Origin of the sequence: Phyllobacterium sp. YR531 (assembly GCF_000282595.1) — a bacterium.
Classification (GTDB): domain Bacteria; phylum Pseudomonadota; class Alphaproteobacteria; order Rhizobiales; family Rhizobiaceae; genus Phyllobacterium.
The window spans coordinates 640,107-658,212 of record NZ_AKIZ01000016.1; the positions used below are offsets into that span (position 1 = coordinate 640,107).

The following is an 18,106-nucleotide window of genomic DNA, read 5'->3' on the forward strand; positions in this document are numbered from 1 at the left end:
AGAACTAAAGTTCTATCACTAAAAATAACGGCGCGGCTCCATTCGTTATGGAACCGCGCCGCCTTTAATTAAAATTTGATCAGGCGGCATCCTGAATGGCGGCAAGCTTCCACTCTTTGCCGTCTTCACGTACGAACGTCCAGATTTCGGTCGTCTGACTCGGCTCACCTTCATCACCATTGACCACTCGGCCGGTCGTCCGGTCAAGCATGGCATCAATGCTTGAATAGCGCAAAGCCGCCGTAGCGTAATCCATATTGCCTTCAGCCCATGCCTCGGCAATATCACTCTGGAGCAGTTTCACATCGGAAACGCTGTTGCGCAAACCATCGGTAGCGTTCTGGCCCAGCTCTTCAGCTAAGTAGGACATGGCTTCCGGCGTCGTAATTTTGCGCAGGGTGCCGTAGTCTTCCTTACCGTAAGCTGTCTGGACTTCGGTCAGCAATGCTTCAAAGCGGTCCAAGTCGTTTTGCGTCAGACCGATTTCGTCTTCAGGAACTGTCTTGCCCGGCTGTTGTATAGCGTAGCCTGCAGAAACACCGCTTGCTGCTGCACCAGAACCAAATCCTGCACTTGCAGTGTTCGTCTGCTTTGATCCCGAACCGATCGTTGGAACACGCATCGCAGATGACGAAGCAGGCTGATCGTTAAAGGCATTGCGGCCGAAAGCCTGACCGGCAGCCCCTGCTGGAGCCATCGAAGATGTTTGGCGCGAACGGAAGAAGCGCAAAGCAAGCATGACCACACCGGCGATCAGTGCAATCTGGATCAACATTCCGAATAGCCCTGCCATTCCGCCAAATCCGGTGCCAAGAAATGCGCCGATAAGACCGCCGACCAGAAGACCGCCGATGAGCGAGCGTCCCATGCCACCGAACAAACCGCCGGACCGCTGCTGTTGAGCAGCTTGCGTCTGTGCTGCACCCGGCTGCGCTTGTTGGCGTGGCGTCATAGTACGTTCAATAGGTGCCGCATTGGTCGGCGCAGTGCGCGTTGGCGCAGGAGCCTGGAACGTGCGTGTGCCGCGACTGCCAAATCCGCCGCCGCCTCGGCGCGCATCAGCCTCATAGACTGCGCTGAAGGTTACAGCCAGTCCGATAACAAGTATCGCGGCAATCCTGCTAAGGGTAGCCCAACTGAGCCTGAATAGTACGAGCGGCATGCAAATCTCCTCAATATGCGTCACGGGACGTTTCGTGACACATATGGGAAAAGATTGCGGGGATTAAAAGGAAACAGCGTCGAATAATTGCAGCGCGGATTAGTTTTCTTTCTTCAAGCCGTTTTCGCTATGGCGAGTCGCCCATCCTGATCGATTCGCAGCGCTACCTTCTCATAGTTGGGAATGGTCGCGTGGCTCGTCTCAACCGGGTGTTTATGCGTCGCCGTAATCACCATGACATCGGCTTTGGCGGCGTCTCCGGCAAGGATACCGGCAGTGGCATCTTCAAAAACAAGGCAATCCGTAGCATCTACCCCAAGCTTTCGCGCTCCAAGCAGGTAGCAATCAGGATTTGGCTTGCCGATTTTGACATCTTCGGCGGTAACAAGTGTGCGCGGCACGGGAATGCCCGCTGCCGCTAATCGGCGCTTTGCCAGTTCAAGCGGCGATGAGGTAACGATCGCCCATTTTTCCGGTGGTAGGCTTTCCAGAAACGCCGCAGCTCCCGGGAGAGCCATCACACCTTCGACATCCTTTATTTCATCTTCCGTGATTTTAGCTGCTTCCACTTCGGGATCAACGCCCGGCAATCCAAGGCGGCGGATCGTGTCAACTGCCCTGACACCATGCATGGTGGGCATGAATGCTGCCACATCGAGCCCTTGGGCTTCGGCCCATTTGCTCCATACGCGCTCTGCCGCCACGGTAGAATTGAGAATGGTACCGTCCATATCGAACAGGAAGGCGGCATAATTTTTATCGAAAGCGGAGGCTGCGGACACGAAAAATCTCTCTCTTGCTCATTGTCCCGCTTCTTATGTCAGATGAACCTCATATGGCAAAGACAGGGATGAGCTTTTTCCGCTTATCACTCGGCTCAGATACCGGCATACCATTCATATCCCCGATCTTCCCAAAAGCCGCCCTTGCCTGAACCAATATTCCGGAAGCTGTCAACAAGCTCGATCCGCATCAGATATTTTGCATGCTTGTAGCCCAACTGACGCTCGACCCGCAGTCGCAGCGGTGCACCGTGGGCAATCTCCAGATCCTTACCATTCATGCCGTAGGAAAGGATCGTCTGCGGATGCCACGCATCCACTAGATCAATGCTTTCATAGTAAAGACCACTGCCATCAAGCGATTGCTCATAATCGTCTGCGCAATGAAACACTGCGTAACGCGCGCCGGGTGCAAGGCCAACCTGTTCAAGTACCAGTCCAAGGGGTACGCCCGTCCATTTACCGATAGCGCTCCAACCTTCCACACAATCATGTCGGGTGATCTGGGTACGCGAGGGCATGGCTTTCAATTCGGCCATGGAAAAGCTCTTTGGCGTTTTGACCATGCCGCCAACCTCAAGACGCCAGTCAGTGAAATTGGTATCGATCAGACGTTTATAAATATCGGTCTCCGGTAGTTGCGTTCCATTGGCTTTGAACACTGGAGACAAATCGGCCTCCGTATATTCGCGGGCCAATTGCTGCCCGCCCAGAAGAAGGCGTTGCGCTTTCATTGAAAGCCACTCGCCTTTTTCCAGAACTGCGTTGACGCTGGGACTCTGAACCAGAGCATCGCAGCCGGTGAGAATTCCAGTAGCAGCAACACCCGAACCAATCAGGAAACGCCGGCGTGTTAGATCGACACTCATTTGGCGATCTCCTTCTCCGCTTCGGGCTTCAAAACGTAGTATCCGGTTATCATTGAACGCATGTTGTTCCAGACACCTGAGATTAAAACCATGACAACATGAACGATCACAAAAACTACGACCAGCGAAGCTGTTATGAAGTGAATTGTCCGGGCCGATTGCCGCCCCCCGAAGACATCGAGCAGCCAAGGGAAAATGGCATTGAAGCCCGGTGACATCGTTAATCCTGTCAGCACCATCAAGGGGAGCAGGATAAAGCCAACACCTATATAGGCGAGCTTCTGCAAGGAATTGTAGTTGCGGGCCTTTTCGCCCTTGGGAAAGCGCAACCGTGCATGGTCCGCAATTTCACCCGCAAGGTGCTTCGACGTCAGCTCGGCTCTCGTGGGTAAAAGATCACGTCGGAAGTGCCGGGAAACCAGCCCGTAAAGCATGTAGACAAATCCATTGATGACAAAAAACCAGGCAAAGAAAAAGTGCCAGCGCCGCCCCGTGGCCAGATCCTGATAGCTCGGTATTGTCAGCCAGGAAGGAAAAGCCCGCGGCGTGAGTTCGCCATCTACCTTGGATGCGCCCAACACGCCGGTGGTGGTGAATTGCAATTGTCCAACCGAGGTAACACCTTTCATGCTGTCTCCATCTGCATAGGCTTCAATGGATAAAAAGGCGGGATCAGGCAAAGCATCGGCACCATACTGCCCCCAGTAGAGATGCGGGTGAGCATTGAATATTTGCAAACCGCTCATTAGCAGGAAGCTCAGGCACAAAACATTCAACCAATGGGTGATGCGCACCGCCCAAGAATGCCGATAGAAAACGGCCTTCTTGGGTTTCTGGCTCAACCCGGTACTATTGGTAACGCTTGTCATTTGAGCCTCCAGAGGCCTGTTATCTGATATTCTTTTCTCTCCCCGGATGGGGAGAGGTATCATCGCGGCGGCAACAAACCAGCACAGCCTATATTAGTTTGCGGCTGGAGCCATTGCATCCGGCTTTTTCTTCATGGGCTTCATGGCGTCGCCCTTCATCGCGTCTTTCTTCATAGCATCCGGCTTCATGGCATTTTTTTTCATTGCATACGGCTTCATGGGATCAGATTTCATGGCGTCTGTTTTCATTGCGTCGCCTTTCATCGGATCAGCCTTCATTGCATCTGGCTTCATCGCGTCATGTTTCTTGACCGGCTCAGTCTTCATCGCATCCTCTGCATTTGCGAGACTAACCCCTGCAAGAGCTGTTGCCGCTACAATAGTAACGAGCGCAATACTGCGAGTAAAAACGTTCATAATCATTCTCCTTGGGTTAATGCAGACACGTTGAAACGTGCCTCTAAGTTTCGGATGATCTGACATCCGTTCATCCCGGGTATCGCCAGGAATTCTTGAACTGGTTATTGGTTTGCCGCAGCGACGATTGGACCACCGTCCGGCTCCTGAATCAGAATTGCGTTGCGTAACCCGGCCTTCACGGGAGGCAGTTGCACCGTCTCGGCGGTGCCGGTCCATGTGCCGAGTTTCGTCAGACCATGGACGACGTTCTTGTGGGGTAGTGTCTCACCACTGTTCTCACCACGCTTCACGGGAACATTGACCACGTGCTCATCATAAGTGACGAGCCATATATCCGCTTTACCTTTCGGTGCTGCCCCCGCCCCGATCGTTAATATTCCTTTGCCCAGCTCCAACGTCGGCCCGGCGAGCGTACCCTTCTCGGCAATAAGCTGATCGACTTCTGATAATCTATTGCCAACTACATCGGCGCGACCATTGACGACCATCTGCGGAGTGAACGGACCGTCCCGGCCCAATGGCTGCTCATAAACCTCCTGCCGATCGGTGAATTCTTTTCTGGCAAAAATATCCTTCCAGCCAAGCCGGTCCCAATAGGTAACGCCATAACTTAATGCCAGCACATCCTGACGCTTGCTCAGCTCGATAAGATTTGCATTGGCAGGTGGGCACGACGAACAGCCTTGGCTGGTAAACAATTCAACAACCGTCAAAGGCTTAATTGCATCGGCAAGGGCACGTTCCGACGCCATGCCCGTCGCTGCAACTGCTGCGACAAGAACGATGCTGCGCAATCCCGTACGCATACGTTGAACAACCATATCAACCTCCTCGGTTCACGTGGCCTGCTTTTGCTGGTCACATCAAGCAATACGGGTGGAGGTAGAAATTGGTTACAGCGATCACGGATTGGTGATCGTTTGCTGGAAGTTTCTGCATTGCGCCATTGACGTTTCAAGCGCCTGCACGCCATGCTGTAACTTTTCTGCAGCCCGTGCGAATAAGGAATTGAAACGGAGTGCATTCTGTCGAAACGCGACTGAAAGAATTGATGCTTGCAAGTCTTGCAGGTGATGCGCGCAGCTATGCCGTTCTGCTGAACGATGTAGCAAAGCATCTTCGCGTTTATTTTCTGCGGCGGCTGGCTGAATCCCACAAAGCTGATGCCGACGATCTTGTGCAGGATACGTTGATGGCATTGCATGCAAAACGGGCCACCTATGAAATCGACCGCCCTTTTACCGCTTGGCTGCACGCTATAGCGCGATACAAGCTGATAGATCATTTCAGGCGCAACAAGCTGCGTATCACGGTACCTCTGGATGACGCTGAAGATTTGATCCCGGTTGATTATTCTGATGTGGCAGCTAACCGGATGGATGTGGAAAGCCTGTTGCAGTCAGTACCGGAAAAATCGCGTGAGTTGATCTACCGCACAAAAATCGAAGGTCAGTCCATAGCAGAAGTTGCCACAAGCACCGGACTTTCGGAATCAGCGGTCAAAGTGGGCATACACAGAGGCATCAAGGCGATCGCCGCAAAACTGAAAGGACGGGCACATGGCAACGGATGACTTGATTGCGCGTCTCGCACGTGACTTGAAACCCGTACCACGCAGCAGCGTAGCTAAAAGGGTCGCTATTGGCCTCGGTCTCGGTTTTGCCGCGTCCTGGCTCCTGATGGTCTGGTGGCTAGGCATGCGGCCCGACCTTATGGAAGCCTCCGCCACAATGCCGTTTTGGGGAAAGCTGGCTTATACACTTCTTCTTGCCGTTATCGGCGCGTGGGCGGTCAAGCGAATTGCCTATCCGCTGGGGAGCATCGTCATCAACTTGATTCTGATGGCAGTAGCACTCTTTGCATTCGGGATATTGGCAGCCGGCATCTTCGCCATGGCACCGCCCCAAGATCACTATGGAATGCTCACCGGCAAATCGATTGCGGTCTGCACGTTCAACATCGTCCTATTGTCCATGCCCCTGCTTATTGCCGCATTTTGGGTTTTGCGCGGGCTGGCACCTACGCGCCTGACATCCGCGGGCGCTGCGGCTGGCATTGCTGCCGGAGCAATTGGTTCAGTGATCTATTCCTTCCACTGCACCGAAAGCGCGATGCCCTTTGTCGCTATCTGGTATACGCTCGGAGTATTGATACCCGGCCTCATCGGTGCTGTGGCCGGGCGCTTCTTTCTCAGGTGGTAGAAGCCTATCTGACATCTACCCAGCGTTGATCCTTGAACGAACGGGCCATCGCATGAACTGTCCGTTCTATTTCCAAACCGTCCGCAAATTCGATCAGATGTGCCGGTTGGCCTTCAATACGCTTGATCAACTCGTGGCATTCGATGATCTTGAGATCGTTAAAGCCCAGACCGTGACCTGGCGCAGGAATGAAGCGGCCATAAGGTTCATGATGCGGCGCTGTCAGGATCGTCCGGTACCCCTGCTCCGTCGGGCGGTCTGATGTAACATAAAGCTGAAACTCATTTGCCCGTTCCTGATCGAAGAGGATCGAGCCTTTCGAACCGAATATCTGCAATGCAATGCGGCCCTTCCGGCCCCAGGCGGAGCGGTTAACCTGTAGTGTGCCCGCTACGCCGTTTTCCATATGCATCAGCACGCTGGCGCTGTCATAGGTTTCGACGGCGCGGCTCGAACCGTCTTCGGTTTTGCGGCTCGCATAGGGCTTTGCCATATCGCACATAACACGCGATACACGACCGAAAAGCGCAAACAGCAATGACAAAGGGTGCACTGCGAAATCATCAAGCGCACCGTAGCCGGATGTTGCTTCATGCTTCCAGTAGAACAGCGCATCGGGATCGGCCATGAAATCTTCATCCATCTCAATGCGCAGATGGTTTATTTCACCGATAATTTTCTCATCAAGCAGCTTGCGAATATGACGGATCGCCGGTCCTTGCGTGTAATTATAGCCTAGCGCTGCCACCTTTCCCGATTGCGCTGCCGCTGCCGCCATGGCCTCCGCTTCGCTAAAACCCGGCGCCATTGGCTTTTCGCACCAGACATGCTTGCCGGCCTTCAAGGCTTCGATGGCCATTTCCGGATGAAACTGATTTGGCGTGGTGATGGAAACCACATCCACCTGCGGATCGTTGATGACTTCACGCCAATCACCCGATGCGCGGCGAAACCCAAATTCACTCGCCCGCTCTACGGCAAGCCGCTCATTGGCTTCGCCAAGATGCACAAGGGATATGTCTGGACCGTCGCCAAAAACGGCACGAACGGAGTTCCACGCCAAAGCGTGGCATTTGCCCATAAAACCAGTTCCAATCAGTCCAACACCCAGCATCGACTTTCTCCAGCGCTTGCGAATGTTGAATGAAATAATCTATAACAGACAGAAATGGAATAACTGATCCACTTTGATATAAATATTTTGCTTTGTATGATGTCAGCCATTGGGGAAACGATTCGGATGGGCATTATGGACAATGGAGCGGAGTTGCCGCGGGACTTCGACGCATTGCGTAATCTCATTCTTGAACGGCGCGATGTTCTTCCCAAACGTTTGGCTCAGATTGCCGCCTATGCTCTAAGCAATCCGGACGAAATTGCATTTGGCACTGCGGCCAGCATTGCCAGCACGGCTGGCGTACAACCTTCCACACTTATTCGTTTTGCCCAGCACCTTGGTTTCGACGGATTCACCAGCCTGCAATCGGTATTTCGCGAACGCCTGCGCGAGCGGCAAGTGTCCTACGAAGAACGGCTTTCCGCGCTGCATGGCGACACGGAAGGCCTCTCCAAAAACCGAGCCATTCTCAATGGTTTTCTTGGCGCAGCCAGCCAATCAGTGGAAACAATCTCACGTCAGGTCGAAGATGACGTGCTGGATCGTGCAGTCGATATTCTGGCGGGTGCCGAGACCATCTATCTTTTGGCTCGCCGCCGCTCCTATCCTATTACCGCCTATATGGCTTACGCTTTCGGCAAATTGAGAATCCGCAACCAATTGATTGAATCGACTGCGGGCATCGATCCGGAAATCCTTTCATTCGCAGGCCCAGCAGATGCGGCAATTGCCATCAGCTTTTCTCCATATGCATCGGCGACCATCGAGCATGCTGCTGCGCTTGCCGCACGCAATGTGCCAGTTATTGCCATCACCGACAGCGCATTCTCGCCTCTCGCTCAATCGGCAAAAGTCTGGTTTGAAGCCGCCGAAGGCGATTTCTCCGGCTTCCGCTCCCTGTCCGGCACAATGGCACTTGCAATGGCTCTTACCGTCAGCGTGGCAGAGCGTCGGCGAAAAGTTTGAACATCTGGAATATCAAAAAGAATATACATTCCATATTGACGATTCGATAGAATTATTATTTCATATAGGAAAATTACCAGCCGTTTCGGCTCGGGATATATGATCAGAATATCGGGAGGACGACATGGATAGAACTGATGCAAGCAAGCCGCTTGATGTCATTACCATCGGACGTTCGTCAGTTGATCTTTACGGCCAGCAAATCGGCTCGCGCCTTGAGGACATCACTTCATTTGCAAAATCCGTCGGTGGGTGCCCGGCGAATATCGCCATTGGTACGGCACGGCTTGGCCTGCGTTCGGCTCTGCTTTCACGTGTCGGCAATGAGCAGATGGGGCGCTTCATCCGCGAACAGATGGTGCGCGAAGGCGTTGCCACAACGGGCGTTATCACCGACCCTAAGCGCCTATCGGCATTGGTCATTCTTTCCGTGGAGAATGATAAAAGCTTTCCGCTGATTTTCTATCGCGAAGACTGTGCCGATATGGCGCTTGAAGAGAGCGATATCGATCCCGAATTCATTGGCTCCGCCCGCGCAATTGTCGTAACTGGCACGCATTTTTCCAAGCCGAAACCTGATGCAGCGCAACGCAAGGCCATCCGCCTGATGAAAGAGGCAGGCGGAAAAGTGGTGTTTGATATCGATTATCGCCCAAATCTGTGGGGCCTTGCGGGTCATGGCGACGGGGATAGCCGTTACATTGCTTCCGATGCTGTTTCAAACCACCTCAAGACCGTGCTGGCCGATTGCGATCTCATAGTTGGCACAGAAGAAGAAGTCCTCATTGCATCAGGTGAAGATGATCTCCTGAGCGCGCTGAAGACCATCCGTGCGCTATCGAAGGGAACAATCGTTCTCAAGCGAGGCCCCATGGGCTGTATCGTTTATGAAGGAGCGATTTCCGACGATCTGGAAGATGGTATCGTTGGCAAAGGCTTTCCAATTGAAGTGTTCAATGTTCTGGGAGCAGGTGACGCTTTCATGTCAGGATTGCTTCGCGGTTGGCTTGGTGGTGAATCCCTTGCAACTGCGGCGACTTGGGCCAATGCATGCGGAGCATTTGCCGTTTCGCGCTTGCTCTGCTCACCGGAAATACCGACCTTCACAGAGCTGCAGTTTTTCCTTGATCATGGCAGCAAGCAGTACGCTTTGCGGAAGGATGAGGCCATCAATCATGTCCATTGGGCGACAACGCGTCGCCGCGAAATTCCTTCAATGATGACTTTTGCCATTGATCACCGCGTTCAGCTTGAAGAACTTGTCGGCAAGTTTGGTGTCGATATCTCGAAGGTAGGCGAATTCAAGGAGCTGGCAGTAAAGGCTGCTGCCAAAGTCGCAGATGGCCGTAGCGGCTACGGCATGCTGCTTGACGAAAAATTTGGTCGCGAGGCGATGTTTGAGTTTGCCCGGCATAATTTCGATTGGCTTGGACGCCCGGTCGAGCTTCCGGGGTCACGTCCTTTGCGGTTCGAATTCTCTCAGGATATTGGCTCGCAGCTAGCAGAATGGCCCGTCGATCATTGCATCAAATGTCTGTGCTTTTATCATCCCGACGATCCTGCCGATCTGAAACTGGAGCAGCAACAGAAGTTGCGCACCCTGTTTGAGGCTGCACGCAAGGTCGGGCGCGAATTGCTGATCGAGATCATTGCGGGCAAGCATGGGTCGCTTGACGACAACACCATACCGAGAGCGCTGGAAGAACTTTATACACTCGGCATCAAGCCGGACTGGTGGAAGCTTGAACCGCAAGCCTCTTCAACTGCCTGGAAAAACATCGAAACGGTCATCGAAAAGAATGATCCATGGTGCCGCGGTGTGGTTCTTCTTGGGCTTGAAGCACCACACGATGAGTTGGAGGCCGCTTTTGGAGCAACTGCCAGTGCGCCTGTCGTCAAAGGTTTTGCTGTCGGGCGTACAATCTTCATGGATGCAGCAGAAGGCTGGCTTTCCGGCAAGCTGTCCGACGAGGACGCGATAAATGAGATGGCGGATCGTTTCGAAAAATTGACCAAGGCATGGCTTGCCAGCCGTAACGCAAAAGCGGCATAGCAAAAGCATTCCAATGAATATGGAAACCGGAGTTTCGCGAGAATTGCGAAAGAACGCTTCCGGGAGGAGATTGACATGAGCAAGACTATACGCCTGACGATGGCGCAGGCGCTAACACGCTTTCTCACAGCGCAGATGACCGTGATCGACGGCAGGGAAGTGTCAATCTTTGCCGGTGTGTGGGCGATATTCGGCCACGGCAATGTCGCAGGTATCGGCGAAGCGCTATATCAAGTCCGCGAAGAACTTCCCACTTACCGCGCTCACAACGAACAAGCCATGGCGCATGCGGCCATAGCCTTTGCAAAGGCGAGCTTTCGCCAGCGCATGATGGCGGTCACAAGCTCAGTCGGGCCCGGCGCGACCAATATGGTGACTGCCGCTGCTCTTGCCCACGTTAACCGCTTGCCGCTTCTTCTGCTTCCCGGCGATGTCTTCGCTAATCGGGTGCCAGACCCGGTCCTACAGCAGGTAGAATCTTTCAGTGATGGCACCGTATCTGCCAATGATTGCTTCCGGCCAGTCTCACGTTATTTCGACCGCATCACACGCCCCGAGCAGATCATCCCGGCCCTCGCGCGCACCATGGCCGTGCTGACTGATCCTGCAGAATGCGGCCCGGTCACTCTCGCTCTCTGCCAGGATGTGCAGGCGGAAGCCTATGATTACCCTGAAAGCTTCTTCGAAAAACGCATCTGGTCACAGCGGCGCACTCGTCCTGACCGCAATGAACTAGCTGCCGCCGTCTCGGCATTGAAATCCGCCAAAAAACCCTTGGTTATTGCCGGTGGTGGCGTGATCTTCTCGCAAGCCTCAAAAGAACTGGCCGGCCTTGTAGAAGCTGCTGGGATACCCGTTTGCGAAACGCAGGGCGGAAAATCTTCTCTTCCGGATAATCATCCACTCAACATGGCGGCAGTCGGCGTCACAGGCACGTCAGCTGCAAATCGACTGGCACAGGAAGCTGATGTCATCATCGCAGTCGGTACGCGTTTGCAGGATTTCACCACGGGATCGTGGTCGCTGTTCCAGAATTCTGCAAAGACCTTCATTGGCCTCAACGTTCAAACTTTCGACGCCACGAAACATCGCGCACTGCCATTGGTTGCCGATGCGAAAGAAGGATTGCTGGAGCTTTCCGCTGCTCTGCAAGACTATAAGGCGCCGGCAAGTTGGACCGAGAATGCGAAATCCGGCAAGGCCGAATGGCAACTAGCCGCAGCAAAAGTAACCGGACCAACCAATGCTGCCCTGCCTTCTGATGCTCAGGTGATCGGTGCTGTTCAACGTACTTTCGGCGCAGAAGCTACAGTTCTCCACGCAGCAGGTGGACTGCCGGGCGAAATGCACAAATTGTGGCAGGCAGGCGCTCCCGGTTCCTATCATGCAGAATATGGTTTCTCATGCATGGGCTACGAGATCGCCGGCGGCCTCGGGGCAAAAATGGCCAAGCCGAACGATGAAGTCGTTGTCATGATTGGCGATGGTTCTTACCTCATGCTGAATTCGGAAATTGCCACTTCGGTCATGATTGGCCAACGCATCACGATCATGCTGCTCGATAATCGCGGTTATGGCTGCATCAACCGACTGCAAATGGGCACAGGCGGAGCCAACTTCAACAATCTGCTGAAAGACTCGAAGCACGAAATCCTTCCCGATATCGATTTTGCTGCTCATGCCCGCAGCCTTGGCGCGATTTCTGAGAAAGTCGCCTCGATTGCCGAACTGGAAACCGCGCTCATACGGGCAAAAGGCAACGACCGCACGACAGTTATCGTCATTGATACAGACCCGTTAATCTCGACAGAAGAAGGCGGAACATGGTGGGATGTAGCGGTGCCGGAAGTCAGCGAGCGCAGTCAGGTCAACGCTGCCCGTAAAGATTATGAACAAAAATTGAAGCTACAGCACGTTGGTGATTGAGCTTTTTAAATACTAAGCAAAGGAACTGAAGAATGATCCGTATCGGGGCGAACCCAATCGGCTGGTCAAATGATGACATGCTGGAAATCGGCGGCGATATTCCGCTGGAAACCTGCCTTGAACAGGCAAAGGCGGCTGGTTTTACCGGCATGGAGCTTGGCAACAAATTTCCACGCACTGCTGAAAAACTGCGTCCTATACTGGATGCCTATGGTCATAGTCTTGTCAGCGGCTGGTATTCGACTGAATTGCTGGTCCGCGATGTCGATGTTGAACTCGAAGCCGTAAAAGGCCATGCAACACTGCTGAAAGATATGGGCTGCACTGTTCTTATTGCAGCTGAAACCTCCAACGCCATTCACTCTAACAAGGAATTGCCGCTTTCAGCTCGGCCGGTCCTGTTGAAATCAGCATGGGATGTCTTTGGTGAGCGCTACACGCGTTTTGCTGAAGCGATCAAGCAAACCTATGGCTTGCAGCTGGTTTATCATCATCATATGGGCACCGTTGTTCAGGCAGAGTCTGAAATCGACCGCTTTATGGAAGTCACAGGCGACGCGGTGAACCTTCTGCTTGATACAGGTCATGCTACATGGGGCGGCGGTGACCCGGCGCGTCTGGCACGTCACTACAAAGCGCGTATCGGTCACGTACACTGCAAAGATATTCGCGAAGACGTGATGTGGGCTTCCAACCGCGAAGACTGGTCTTTTCTTGATAGTGTTCTGGCTGGCGTTTATACGGTTCCCGGTGACGGCATGATCGACTATGTTCGAGTTCTCAAGGAACTCAAGGGCTATAGCGGATGGGTCGTTGTTGAAGCCGAGCAGGACCCCACGAAAGCCGATCCGGCAACGTATTCCAAGCTTGGATACGGCAATCTCAGCCGCTTCATAAAGGAAGCAGGGCTTGCGTGACTAAAGATTACAACCATCCATTCTTCCGCCCATTGTGGCGCAGGATTGCCGTCGTGGCATTTTGCGTTGCTTGGGCAATTTTCGAATTCGTCACCGGAACACCATTCTGGGGCATTATCGCGCTGGGTTTCGCAGGATATGGCGTCTGGCAGTTCTTCATCATTTACGACGCGTCGGAACCAGTTCCGCCGACGGACATTAACGTCGAGAAGGAGTGATCCATGTCCAAACTGTTGATCAAAGCCATAGACGGCACCGGCCACGTGGCGAATGTAACGCCCGAAAGTGCGGGGTGGAGCTATGTCGGCTTTGACCTGCATCGGTTGGAAGCAGGTCAGTCGTTGTGCGGGAAAACCGAAGACAAAGAGGTCTGTCTGGTTTTTGTAACAGGCAAAGGCAAAGTAACCGCCAATGGCGAGGAGCTTGGTCTTCTCGGCCAGCGCATGTCACCATTCGAAGGCAAGCCATGGTCGGTCTATCTGCCTCAAGGTTCTGACTGGTGGATATCCGCGGAAACCGATGTGGAACTCGCTGTCTGTTCGGCACCTAGCCTTGACGGCGGCTTGCCTGTCCGCGTTATTTCTCCAGACGACCTTGGTCAGGAGACACGTGGCAAGGGTACCAATACCCGCTATGTCACGAACATCCTTCCTGAAAACGAGCCTGCGGATTCACTGCTGGTGGTGGAGGTCATCACACCTGGCGGACACACATCAAGTTACCCGCCGCACAAGCATGATCAGGACAATCTTCCGGCTGAATCCTATCTGGAAGAGACTTATTATCATCGCTTCAACCCGCCGCAGGGTTTTGGTTTCCAGCGTGTTTATACGGATGATCGTTCGCTGGATGAAGCCATGGCCATCGAGGATGGCGATGTGGTTATGGTTCCCAAGGGATATCATCCCTGCGCGGCCTGCCATGGCTACGATCTTTATTATCTCAACGTCATGGCTGGTCCCAAGCGCACGTGGAAATTCCACAATGCCGCAGAACACGAATGGCTGACAAAGCAGTAACTCTGACTGCTTTTACGGGGCGCTCTTTAACAAGCGCCCTCATCTTCTTTGCATGTCTTCCTGTAATTCATTAATCGCCCGTGGTGGGTTTGTTGAACCTCCCACCACGGGAACACAATCAGATCGTGATCGTCTTGCCTTCTTTCACCGACCGCAAAGCGGCTTCGGCAAGCGCCAATGCGACCAAGCCATCTTCACCGCTTGGAGCAGCTTTCTTTCCAGTCGCAATACCTTCGATAAAGGCAGAGATTTCATTTGCATAAGCTTCGGTATAGCGCGTCATGAAGAAGTCATGCAGCGGCGGCCGTGTGTAACCGTCGCCATTGGCGATCTCTATCGAAACAGCGCGCTGGTTTTCTGCTGCAACCATACCTTTGGAGCCATGCACTTCTATGCGCTGGTCATAACCATAGGTCGCACGGCGGGAGTTTGAAATGACGCACTGCTTGCCGGACGCTGTTGAAAGGATAACGCTGACACTGTCATAATCGCCAAGCTCGCCAATCTTCTTGTCTACGAGTACCGATGCATGGGCCGTCACTGCCACGGGCTCTTCACCCAGCAGGAACCGCGCCATATCGAAATCATGAATGGTCATATCGCGAAAAATGCCGCCGGAACGCGTGATATACTCGGCAGGCGGCGCACCCGGATCGCGCGACGTAATCGTGACCATTTCCACGTCACCAATCGCACCATCGTCGATCGCCTTGCGAACTGCCGCAAAATGCGGATCAAAGCGACGATTGAAGCCAACCATCAGCGTTGCTTTGGTTTGCCTTACGACAGCCAGACATTCCTCGACGCGTTTAACATCAAGGTCGATTGGCTTTTCGCAGAAGATTGCCTTACCCGCGCGTGCAAAACGCTCGATAAGGTCGGCATGAGTGTCAGTCGGTGTACAGATGATCACCGCATCAATATCACCGGCAGATTCGATCTCCTCGATTGTCCTGATCTCGCAACCATATGCAACGGACAAATCCTTGGCAGCCTGTTCGAATGCATCGGCAACAGCGACAAGCTTTGCCTGCGGGTTCGATCCTATGGCCTTGGCGTGAACCTTGCCGATGCGGCCCGCACCGAGCAGACCAAAACGTACAGTCATTTCATTACCTCATGGAAGAAGCCCGGAATTATTCCCGGGCATTGCAGATTTAGACTTTTCTCTTTTTCTGGCGATACACATCGATGACAACAGCTGCAACGATAATGATGCCTTTGATGATTTCCTGATAATAGGCATCAACCCGCAGGAACGTGAAACCCGAAATCATGACACCGAGAATGATCGCGCCGATAACCGTCCCCGTGATCCGGCCAATACCGCCGGTCAGAGACGTTCCGCCAATAACGGCGGCAGCAATGGCATCAAGCTCATAGGTCACACCCATGCCCGATTGCGCTGTCTGAGCACGCGCTGCAGTGACGATACCGGCAAGCCCTGCCAGAAGCCCGGCAACCGCATAAACTTTGATAAGGTGCCGTTCAATATTGATACCGGAGACCCGTGCCGCCTGCATATTGGCACCGATGGCATAAGTGAATTTGCCGTAGCGTGTGTAACGCAAAGCAATATGAAAAATTAGCGCTACCAGCAGGAATACGACGACCGGCCAGATGCTGGTGCCAATGAAATTGAACTGATCCGTAAGGCCGGAAATTGGCGAACCCTTCGTATACCACTTTGCTATACCGCGAGCGGAGACCATCATACCCAGTGTTGCGATGAAGGGCGGGATTTTGGTTTGGGCGATCAGCCAGCCATTGATGATACCCGCCAAAAGCCCGATTCCAAGGCCAATTGCGATAGGAATAATGAACGGCAAATCTGTAAGTCCGGGATAAACCGGTCGCGCCCAAGTGGACGACTGCGCAAAACTCGCCGCAATCATGGCTGTCATACCGACGACCGAACCGGAAGAAAGATCAACGCCGCCCGTGATAATGACCTGCGTGACACCAACAGCGATAATGCCGATAACCGAGACCTGCAGGATAATGATCCGCAGACGCTGCGTATTCATGAGGAAGCTTTGCCCAGCGAATATCCAGCCGAGTATTTCGAATACTAACGCAATTCCGATCAGCACCAGAAGAATGTTGACCTCAGGCGGTAGGCGTCGGCTTCGGCGGGAAGCAGCCGCTACAGTTGCTTGTTCGCTCGTCATTATGTTTCCCTCCCAATATTCGAGATTGCGTCGTCGGATTCTGAAATTTGATCGGACTATTTGGACGCCAACTCCATTACTTTAACTTGGGTCGCTTCGGCTCTATCAAGAAAGCCTGTTACCCGTCCCTCATGCATGACCATTACCCTGTCACTCATGCCCAACACTTCGGGCATTTCCGATGAAATCATGATGACCGCGACGCCCTGTCTTGCCAGCTGCGTTACAAGGCGATGGATTTCCGCCTTCGCACCCACATCGATACCGCGCGTTGGCTCATCCAGAATGAGAATCTTCGGATTGGTGAGAAGCCACCTGCCAATCAATACTTTCTGTTGATTACCACCAGAGAGGTTTTCGATTTTCTCCTCAAGGTTGGGTGTCTTCACCCGCAAGGTCTGGCTCATCTTCTCACAGGCATCAGTGATCTGTTTTTCCTGCACAAAGCCAAACTTTGTGAAGCGGTCCTGCAATACCGCAATCTGCATATTTTCCAGAATATCAAGGATCAGCAGGCATCCTGTGTCCTTGCGGTCTTCCGTGAGAAACGCCATGCCGAGACTGATTGCCTGGTTCGGCGTAGTGACCTTTACCTCTTTGCCGTTGATAGCGACTGTTCCCGTCGTCGCTGGCGTAACCCCGAAGATCGTCTCGGCTACGTTCGAACGCCCTGAACCGACAAGACCGGCAATACCAAGAATTTCACCTGCCCTCACATCGAAAGAGACATCGCGGAAAACGCTCTTTAACGACAGGTCTTTCACGGAAAGAACCACATCGCCAATCGGTACAGTTTCCTTCGGAAACATCTGCGTAATTTCGCGGCCCACCATCATCTTGATGATGTCATCACGCGTGACGTCGGTAGACGCGTGCGTCCCGATGTAACGACCATCGCGAAACACCGAAAACTCATCGGCAATCTCGAAAAGCTCATTCATTTTATGGGTAATGTAGACAATACCTATCCCTTGCGAACGCAGATCACGTATAATCGCAAAGAGATGCTCAACCTCCCGCTCTGTCAGCGCAGAAGTTGGCTCGTCCATGATCAATACATCGGATTCGTATGAAACTGCCTTGGCGATTTCCACCATTTGCCGGTTGGCGACTGAAAGGTCCCGCACCTGACTTTCCGGATCGAGCTTGATGTTCAACCGCTGAAAAAGCGCGGCAGTCATGTCGTACATCTTGCCGTGATCGACAAACCCGAGCGCATTCTTCGGCTCACGCCGTATCCAAATATTCTCCGCAACAGTCATGAACGGCATCAGGTTCAATTCCTGATGAATCATGGCTATACCATTTTCAAGCGCATCGAGTGGGGATTTTAGTCGGATAGGCAGCCCTTTGAGATAAACCTCGCCCTGATCCGGAATGTATATTCCGGCGAGAATCTTCATCAGCGTGGATTTACCAGCTCCATTTTCGCCCATCAGCGCATGCACAGTCCCGCGTTTCAGCCTGAACTGCACATCATCCAGCGCCAGAACGCCCGGAAATTCCTTACGGATATTTTCAACATTCAAAAGATATTCGGCCTGCGGAACTGCGCCGCTGGCGCGAACTGCTGCCATGGTTGAAGGGCTGAGTGTCATGCTCTTCTCCTCCCAGAGAGATTGGCCGCATCAATT

The 18,106-nt window shown here is 53.1% G+C and carries 18 protein-coding genes; 8 read left to right on the forward strand and 10 right to left on the reverse strand.

The features are described from left to right. Positions 1 to 79: 79 nt before the first annotated feature. The 6 genes from PMI41_RS10395 to PMI41_RS10420 form a co-directional block, all read right to left on the reverse strand. Entirely contained in the window at positions 80 to 1,162 is a 1,083-nt protein-coding gene (locus tag PMI41_RS10395; protein WP_008124474.1) for a Tim44 domain-containing protein, read from the reverse strand. 113 nt (positions 1,163 to 1,275) lie between these two features. Beyond that, positions 1,276 to 1,944, reverse strand: coding sequence for an HAD family hydrolase (locus PMI41_RS10400; protein WP_008124476.1), 669 nt, complete (start codon positions 1,942 to 1,944; stop codon positions 1,276 to 1,278). A 95-nt stretch (positions 1,945 to 2,039) separates the two neighbouring features. Then, a complete protein-coding gene (locus tag PMI41_RS10405) occupies positions 2,040 to 2,813 on the reverse strand; it encodes a molybdopterin-binding protein (protein ID WP_008124478.1) in 774 nt (257 codons plus the stop codon). Continuing rightward, entirely contained in the window at positions 2,810 to 3,682 is an 873-nt protein-coding gene (locus PMI41_RS10410; RefSeq protein ID WP_008124479.1) for a cytochrome b/b6 domain-containing protein, read from the reverse strand. The genes PMI41_RS10405 and PMI41_RS10410 overlap by 4 nt, the downstream gene beginning before the upstream one ends. Before the next feature lie 93 nt (positions 3,683 to 3,775). Further along, positions 3,776 to 4,099, reverse strand: a complete 324-nt coding sequence (locus PMI41_RS10415) for a pentapeptide MXKDX repeat protein (RefSeq protein ID WP_008124481.1) — start codon at positions 4,097 to 4,099, stop codon at positions 3,776 to 3,778. A 104-nt stretch (positions 4,100 to 4,203) separates the two neighbouring features. Further along, positions 4,204 to 4,923 (reverse strand): DUF1223 domain-containing protein, encoded by a 720-nt coding sequence (locus PMI41_RS10420; RefSeq protein ID WP_008124484.1) that lies wholly within the window; start codon positions 4,921 to 4,923, stop codon positions 4,204 to 4,206. A 197-nt stretch (positions 4,924 to 5,120) separates the two neighbouring features. Between PMI41_RS10420 and PMI41_RS10425 the strand changes: the two genes are divergently transcribed. Together PMI41_RS10425 and PMI41_RS10430 are read left to right on the forward strand one after the other, a co-directional pair. Next, the gene (locus PMI41_RS10425) at positions 5,121 to 5,675 is read left to right on the forward strand and encodes a sigma-70 family RNA polymerase sigma factor (protein ID WP_008124486.1); all 555 of its coding nucleotides are present in this window, start codon (positions 5,121 to 5,123) and stop codon (positions 5,673 to 5,675) included. Next, on the forward strand, positions 5,662 to 6,303 hold the full coding sequence (locus PMI41_RS10430; RefSeq protein WP_008124489.1) for a DUF1109 domain-containing protein: 642 nt from the start codon (positions 5,662 to 5,664) through the stop codon (positions 6,301 to 6,303). Before PMI41_RS10425 ends, PMI41_RS10430 begins: the two co-directional genes overlap by 14 nt. Positions 6,304 to 6,307: 4 nt before the next feature. Here the strand turns inward: PMI41_RS10430 and PMI41_RS10435 are convergent, their stop codons facing one another. Continuing rightward, positions 6,308 to 7,417, reverse strand: coding sequence for a Gfo/Idh/MocA family oxidoreductase (locus PMI41_RS10435; RefSeq protein ID WP_008124491.1), 1,110 nt, complete (start codon positions 7,415 to 7,417; stop codon positions 6,308 to 6,310). A 135-nt stretch (positions 7,418 to 7,552) separates the two neighbouring features. On the opposite strand from PMI41_RS10435, the gene PMI41_RS10440 reads away from it, so the two are divergent. From PMI41_RS10440 to iolB, 6 genes are all read left to right on the forward strand, one after another. After that, positions 7,553 to 8,386 (forward strand): MurR/RpiR family transcriptional regulator, encoded by an 834-nt coding sequence (locus PMI41_RS10440; RefSeq protein WP_040854515.1) that lies wholly within the window; start codon positions 7,553 to 7,555, stop codon positions 8,384 to 8,386. 124 nt (positions 8,387 to 8,510) lie between these two features. Further along, positions 8,511 to 10,439: a 5-dehydro-2-deoxygluconokinase gene (gene iolC / locus PMI41_RS10445; protein ID WP_008124494.1), complete on the forward strand. Its 1,929-nt coding sequence runs from the start codon at positions 8,511 to 8,513 to the stop codon at positions 10,437 to 10,439. Between the two features lie 75 nt (positions 10,440 to 10,514). Then, positions 10,515 to 12,365: a 3D-(3,5/4)-trihydroxycyclohexane-1,2-dione acylhydrolase (decyclizing) gene (gene iolD / locus PMI41_RS10450; protein ID WP_008124496.1), complete on the forward strand. Its 1,851-nt coding sequence runs from the start codon at positions 10,515 to 10,517 to the stop codon at positions 12,363 to 12,365. 32 nt (positions 12,366 to 12,397) lie between these two features. Beyond that, positions 12,398 to 13,282, forward strand: coding sequence for a myo-inosose-2 dehydratase (gene iolE, locus PMI41_RS10455; protein ID WP_008124498.1), 885 nt, complete (start codon positions 12,398 to 12,400; stop codon positions 13,280 to 13,282). Next, on the forward strand, positions 13,279 to 13,500 hold the full coding sequence (locus tag PMI41_RS10460; protein WP_008124501.1) for a hypothetical protein: 222 nt from the start codon (positions 13,279 to 13,281) through the stop codon (positions 13,498 to 13,500). Before iolE ends, PMI41_RS10460 begins: the two co-directional genes overlap by 4 nt. Before the next feature lie 3 nt (positions 13,501 to 13,503). After that, entirely contained in the window at positions 13,504 to 14,301 is a 798-nt protein-coding gene (gene iolB, locus PMI41_RS10465; RefSeq protein WP_008124503.1) for a 5-deoxy-glucuronate isomerase, read from the forward strand. A 118-nt stretch (positions 14,302 to 14,419) separates the two neighbouring features. Here iolB and iolG read toward each other — a convergent pair whose 3' ends face one another. The 3 genes from iolG to PMI41_RS10480 are packed head-to-tail and all read right to left on the reverse strand — an operon-like array spanning position 14,420 to position 18,070. Next, on the reverse strand, positions 14,420 to 15,409 hold the full coding sequence (gene iolG, locus PMI41_RS10470; RefSeq protein ID WP_008124505.1) for an inositol 2-dehydrogenase: 990 nt from the start codon (positions 15,407 to 15,409) through the stop codon (positions 14,420 to 14,422). Positions 15,410 to 15,458: 49 nt separating this feature from the next. Beyond that, complete coding sequence (locus PMI41_RS10475) at positions 15,459 to 16,472, reverse strand: ABC transporter permease (RefSeq protein WP_008124507.1); 1,014 nt, start codon at positions 16,470 to 16,472, stop codon at positions 15,459 to 15,461. A gap of 56 nt (positions 16,473 to 16,528) precedes the next feature. Beyond that, positions 16,529 to 18,070, reverse strand: a complete 1,542-nt coding sequence (locus PMI41_RS10480) for a sugar ABC transporter ATP-binding protein (RefSeq protein ID WP_008124509.1) — start codon at positions 18,068 to 18,070, stop codon at positions 16,529 to 16,531. Positions 18,071 to 18,106 lie beyond the last annotated feature (36 nt).

Excerpts from the sequence above, each read along its gene's own strand:
- PMI41_RS10395 (WP_008124474.1), bottom strand. The coding sequence starts at position 1,162 with ATGCCGCTCGTACTATTCAGGCTCAGTTGGGCTACCCTTAGCAGGATT.
- PMI41_RS10405 (WP_008124478.1), bottom strand. The coding sequence starts at position 2,813 with ATGAGTGTCGATCTAACACGCCGGCGTTTCCTGATTGGTTCGGGTGTT.
- PMI41_RS10410 (WP_008124479.1), bottom strand. The coding sequence starts at position 3,682 with ATGACAAGCGTTACCAATAGTACCGGGTTGAGCCAGAAACCCAAGAAG.
- PMI41_RS10415 (WP_008124481.1), bottom strand. The coding sequence starts at position 4,099 with ATGAACGTTTTTACTCGCAGTATTGCGCTCGTTACTATTGTAGCGGCA.
- PMI41_RS10420 (WP_008124484.1), bottom strand. The coding sequence starts at position 4,923 with ATGGTTGTTCAACGTATGCGTACGGGATTGCGCAGCATCGTTCTTGTC.
- PMI41_RS10430 (WP_008124489.1), top strand. The coding sequence starts at position 5,662 with ATGGCAACGGATGACTTGATTGCGCGTCTCGCACGTGACTTGAAACCC.
- PMI41_RS10435 (WP_008124491.1), bottom strand. The coding sequence starts at position 7,417 with ATGCTGGGTGTTGGACTGATTGGAACTGGTTTTATGGGCAAATGCCAC.
- PMI41_RS10440 (WP_040854515.1), top strand. The coding sequence starts at position 7,553 with ATGGACAATGGAGCGGAGTTGCCGCGGGACTTCGACGCATTGCGTAAT.
- iolC (WP_008124494.1), top strand. The coding sequence starts at position 8,511 with ATGGATAGAACTGATGCAAGCAAGCCGCTTGATGTCATTACCATCGGA.
- iolD (WP_008124496.1), top strand. The coding sequence starts at position 10,515 with ATGAGCAAGACTATACGCCTGACGATGGCGCAGGCGCTAACACGCTTT.
- iolE (WP_008124498.1), top strand. The coding sequence starts at position 12,398 with ATGATCCGTATCGGGGCGAACCCAATCGGCTGGTCAAATGATGACATG.
- iolB (WP_008124503.1), top strand. The coding sequence starts at position 13,504 with ATGTCCAAACTGTTGATCAAAGCCATAGACGGCACCGGCCACGTGGCG.
- iolG (WP_008124505.1), bottom strand. The coding sequence starts at position 15,409 with ATGACTGTACGTTTTGGTCTGCTCGGTGCGGGCCGCATCGGCAAGGTT.
- PMI41_RS10475 (WP_008124507.1), bottom strand. The coding sequence starts at position 16,472 with ATGACGAGCGAACAAGCAACTGTAGCGGCTGCTTCCCGCCGAAGCCGA.
- PMI41_RS10480 (WP_008124509.1), bottom strand. The coding sequence starts at position 18,070 with ATGACACTCAGCCCTTCAACCATGGCAGCAGTTCGCGCCAGCGGCGCA.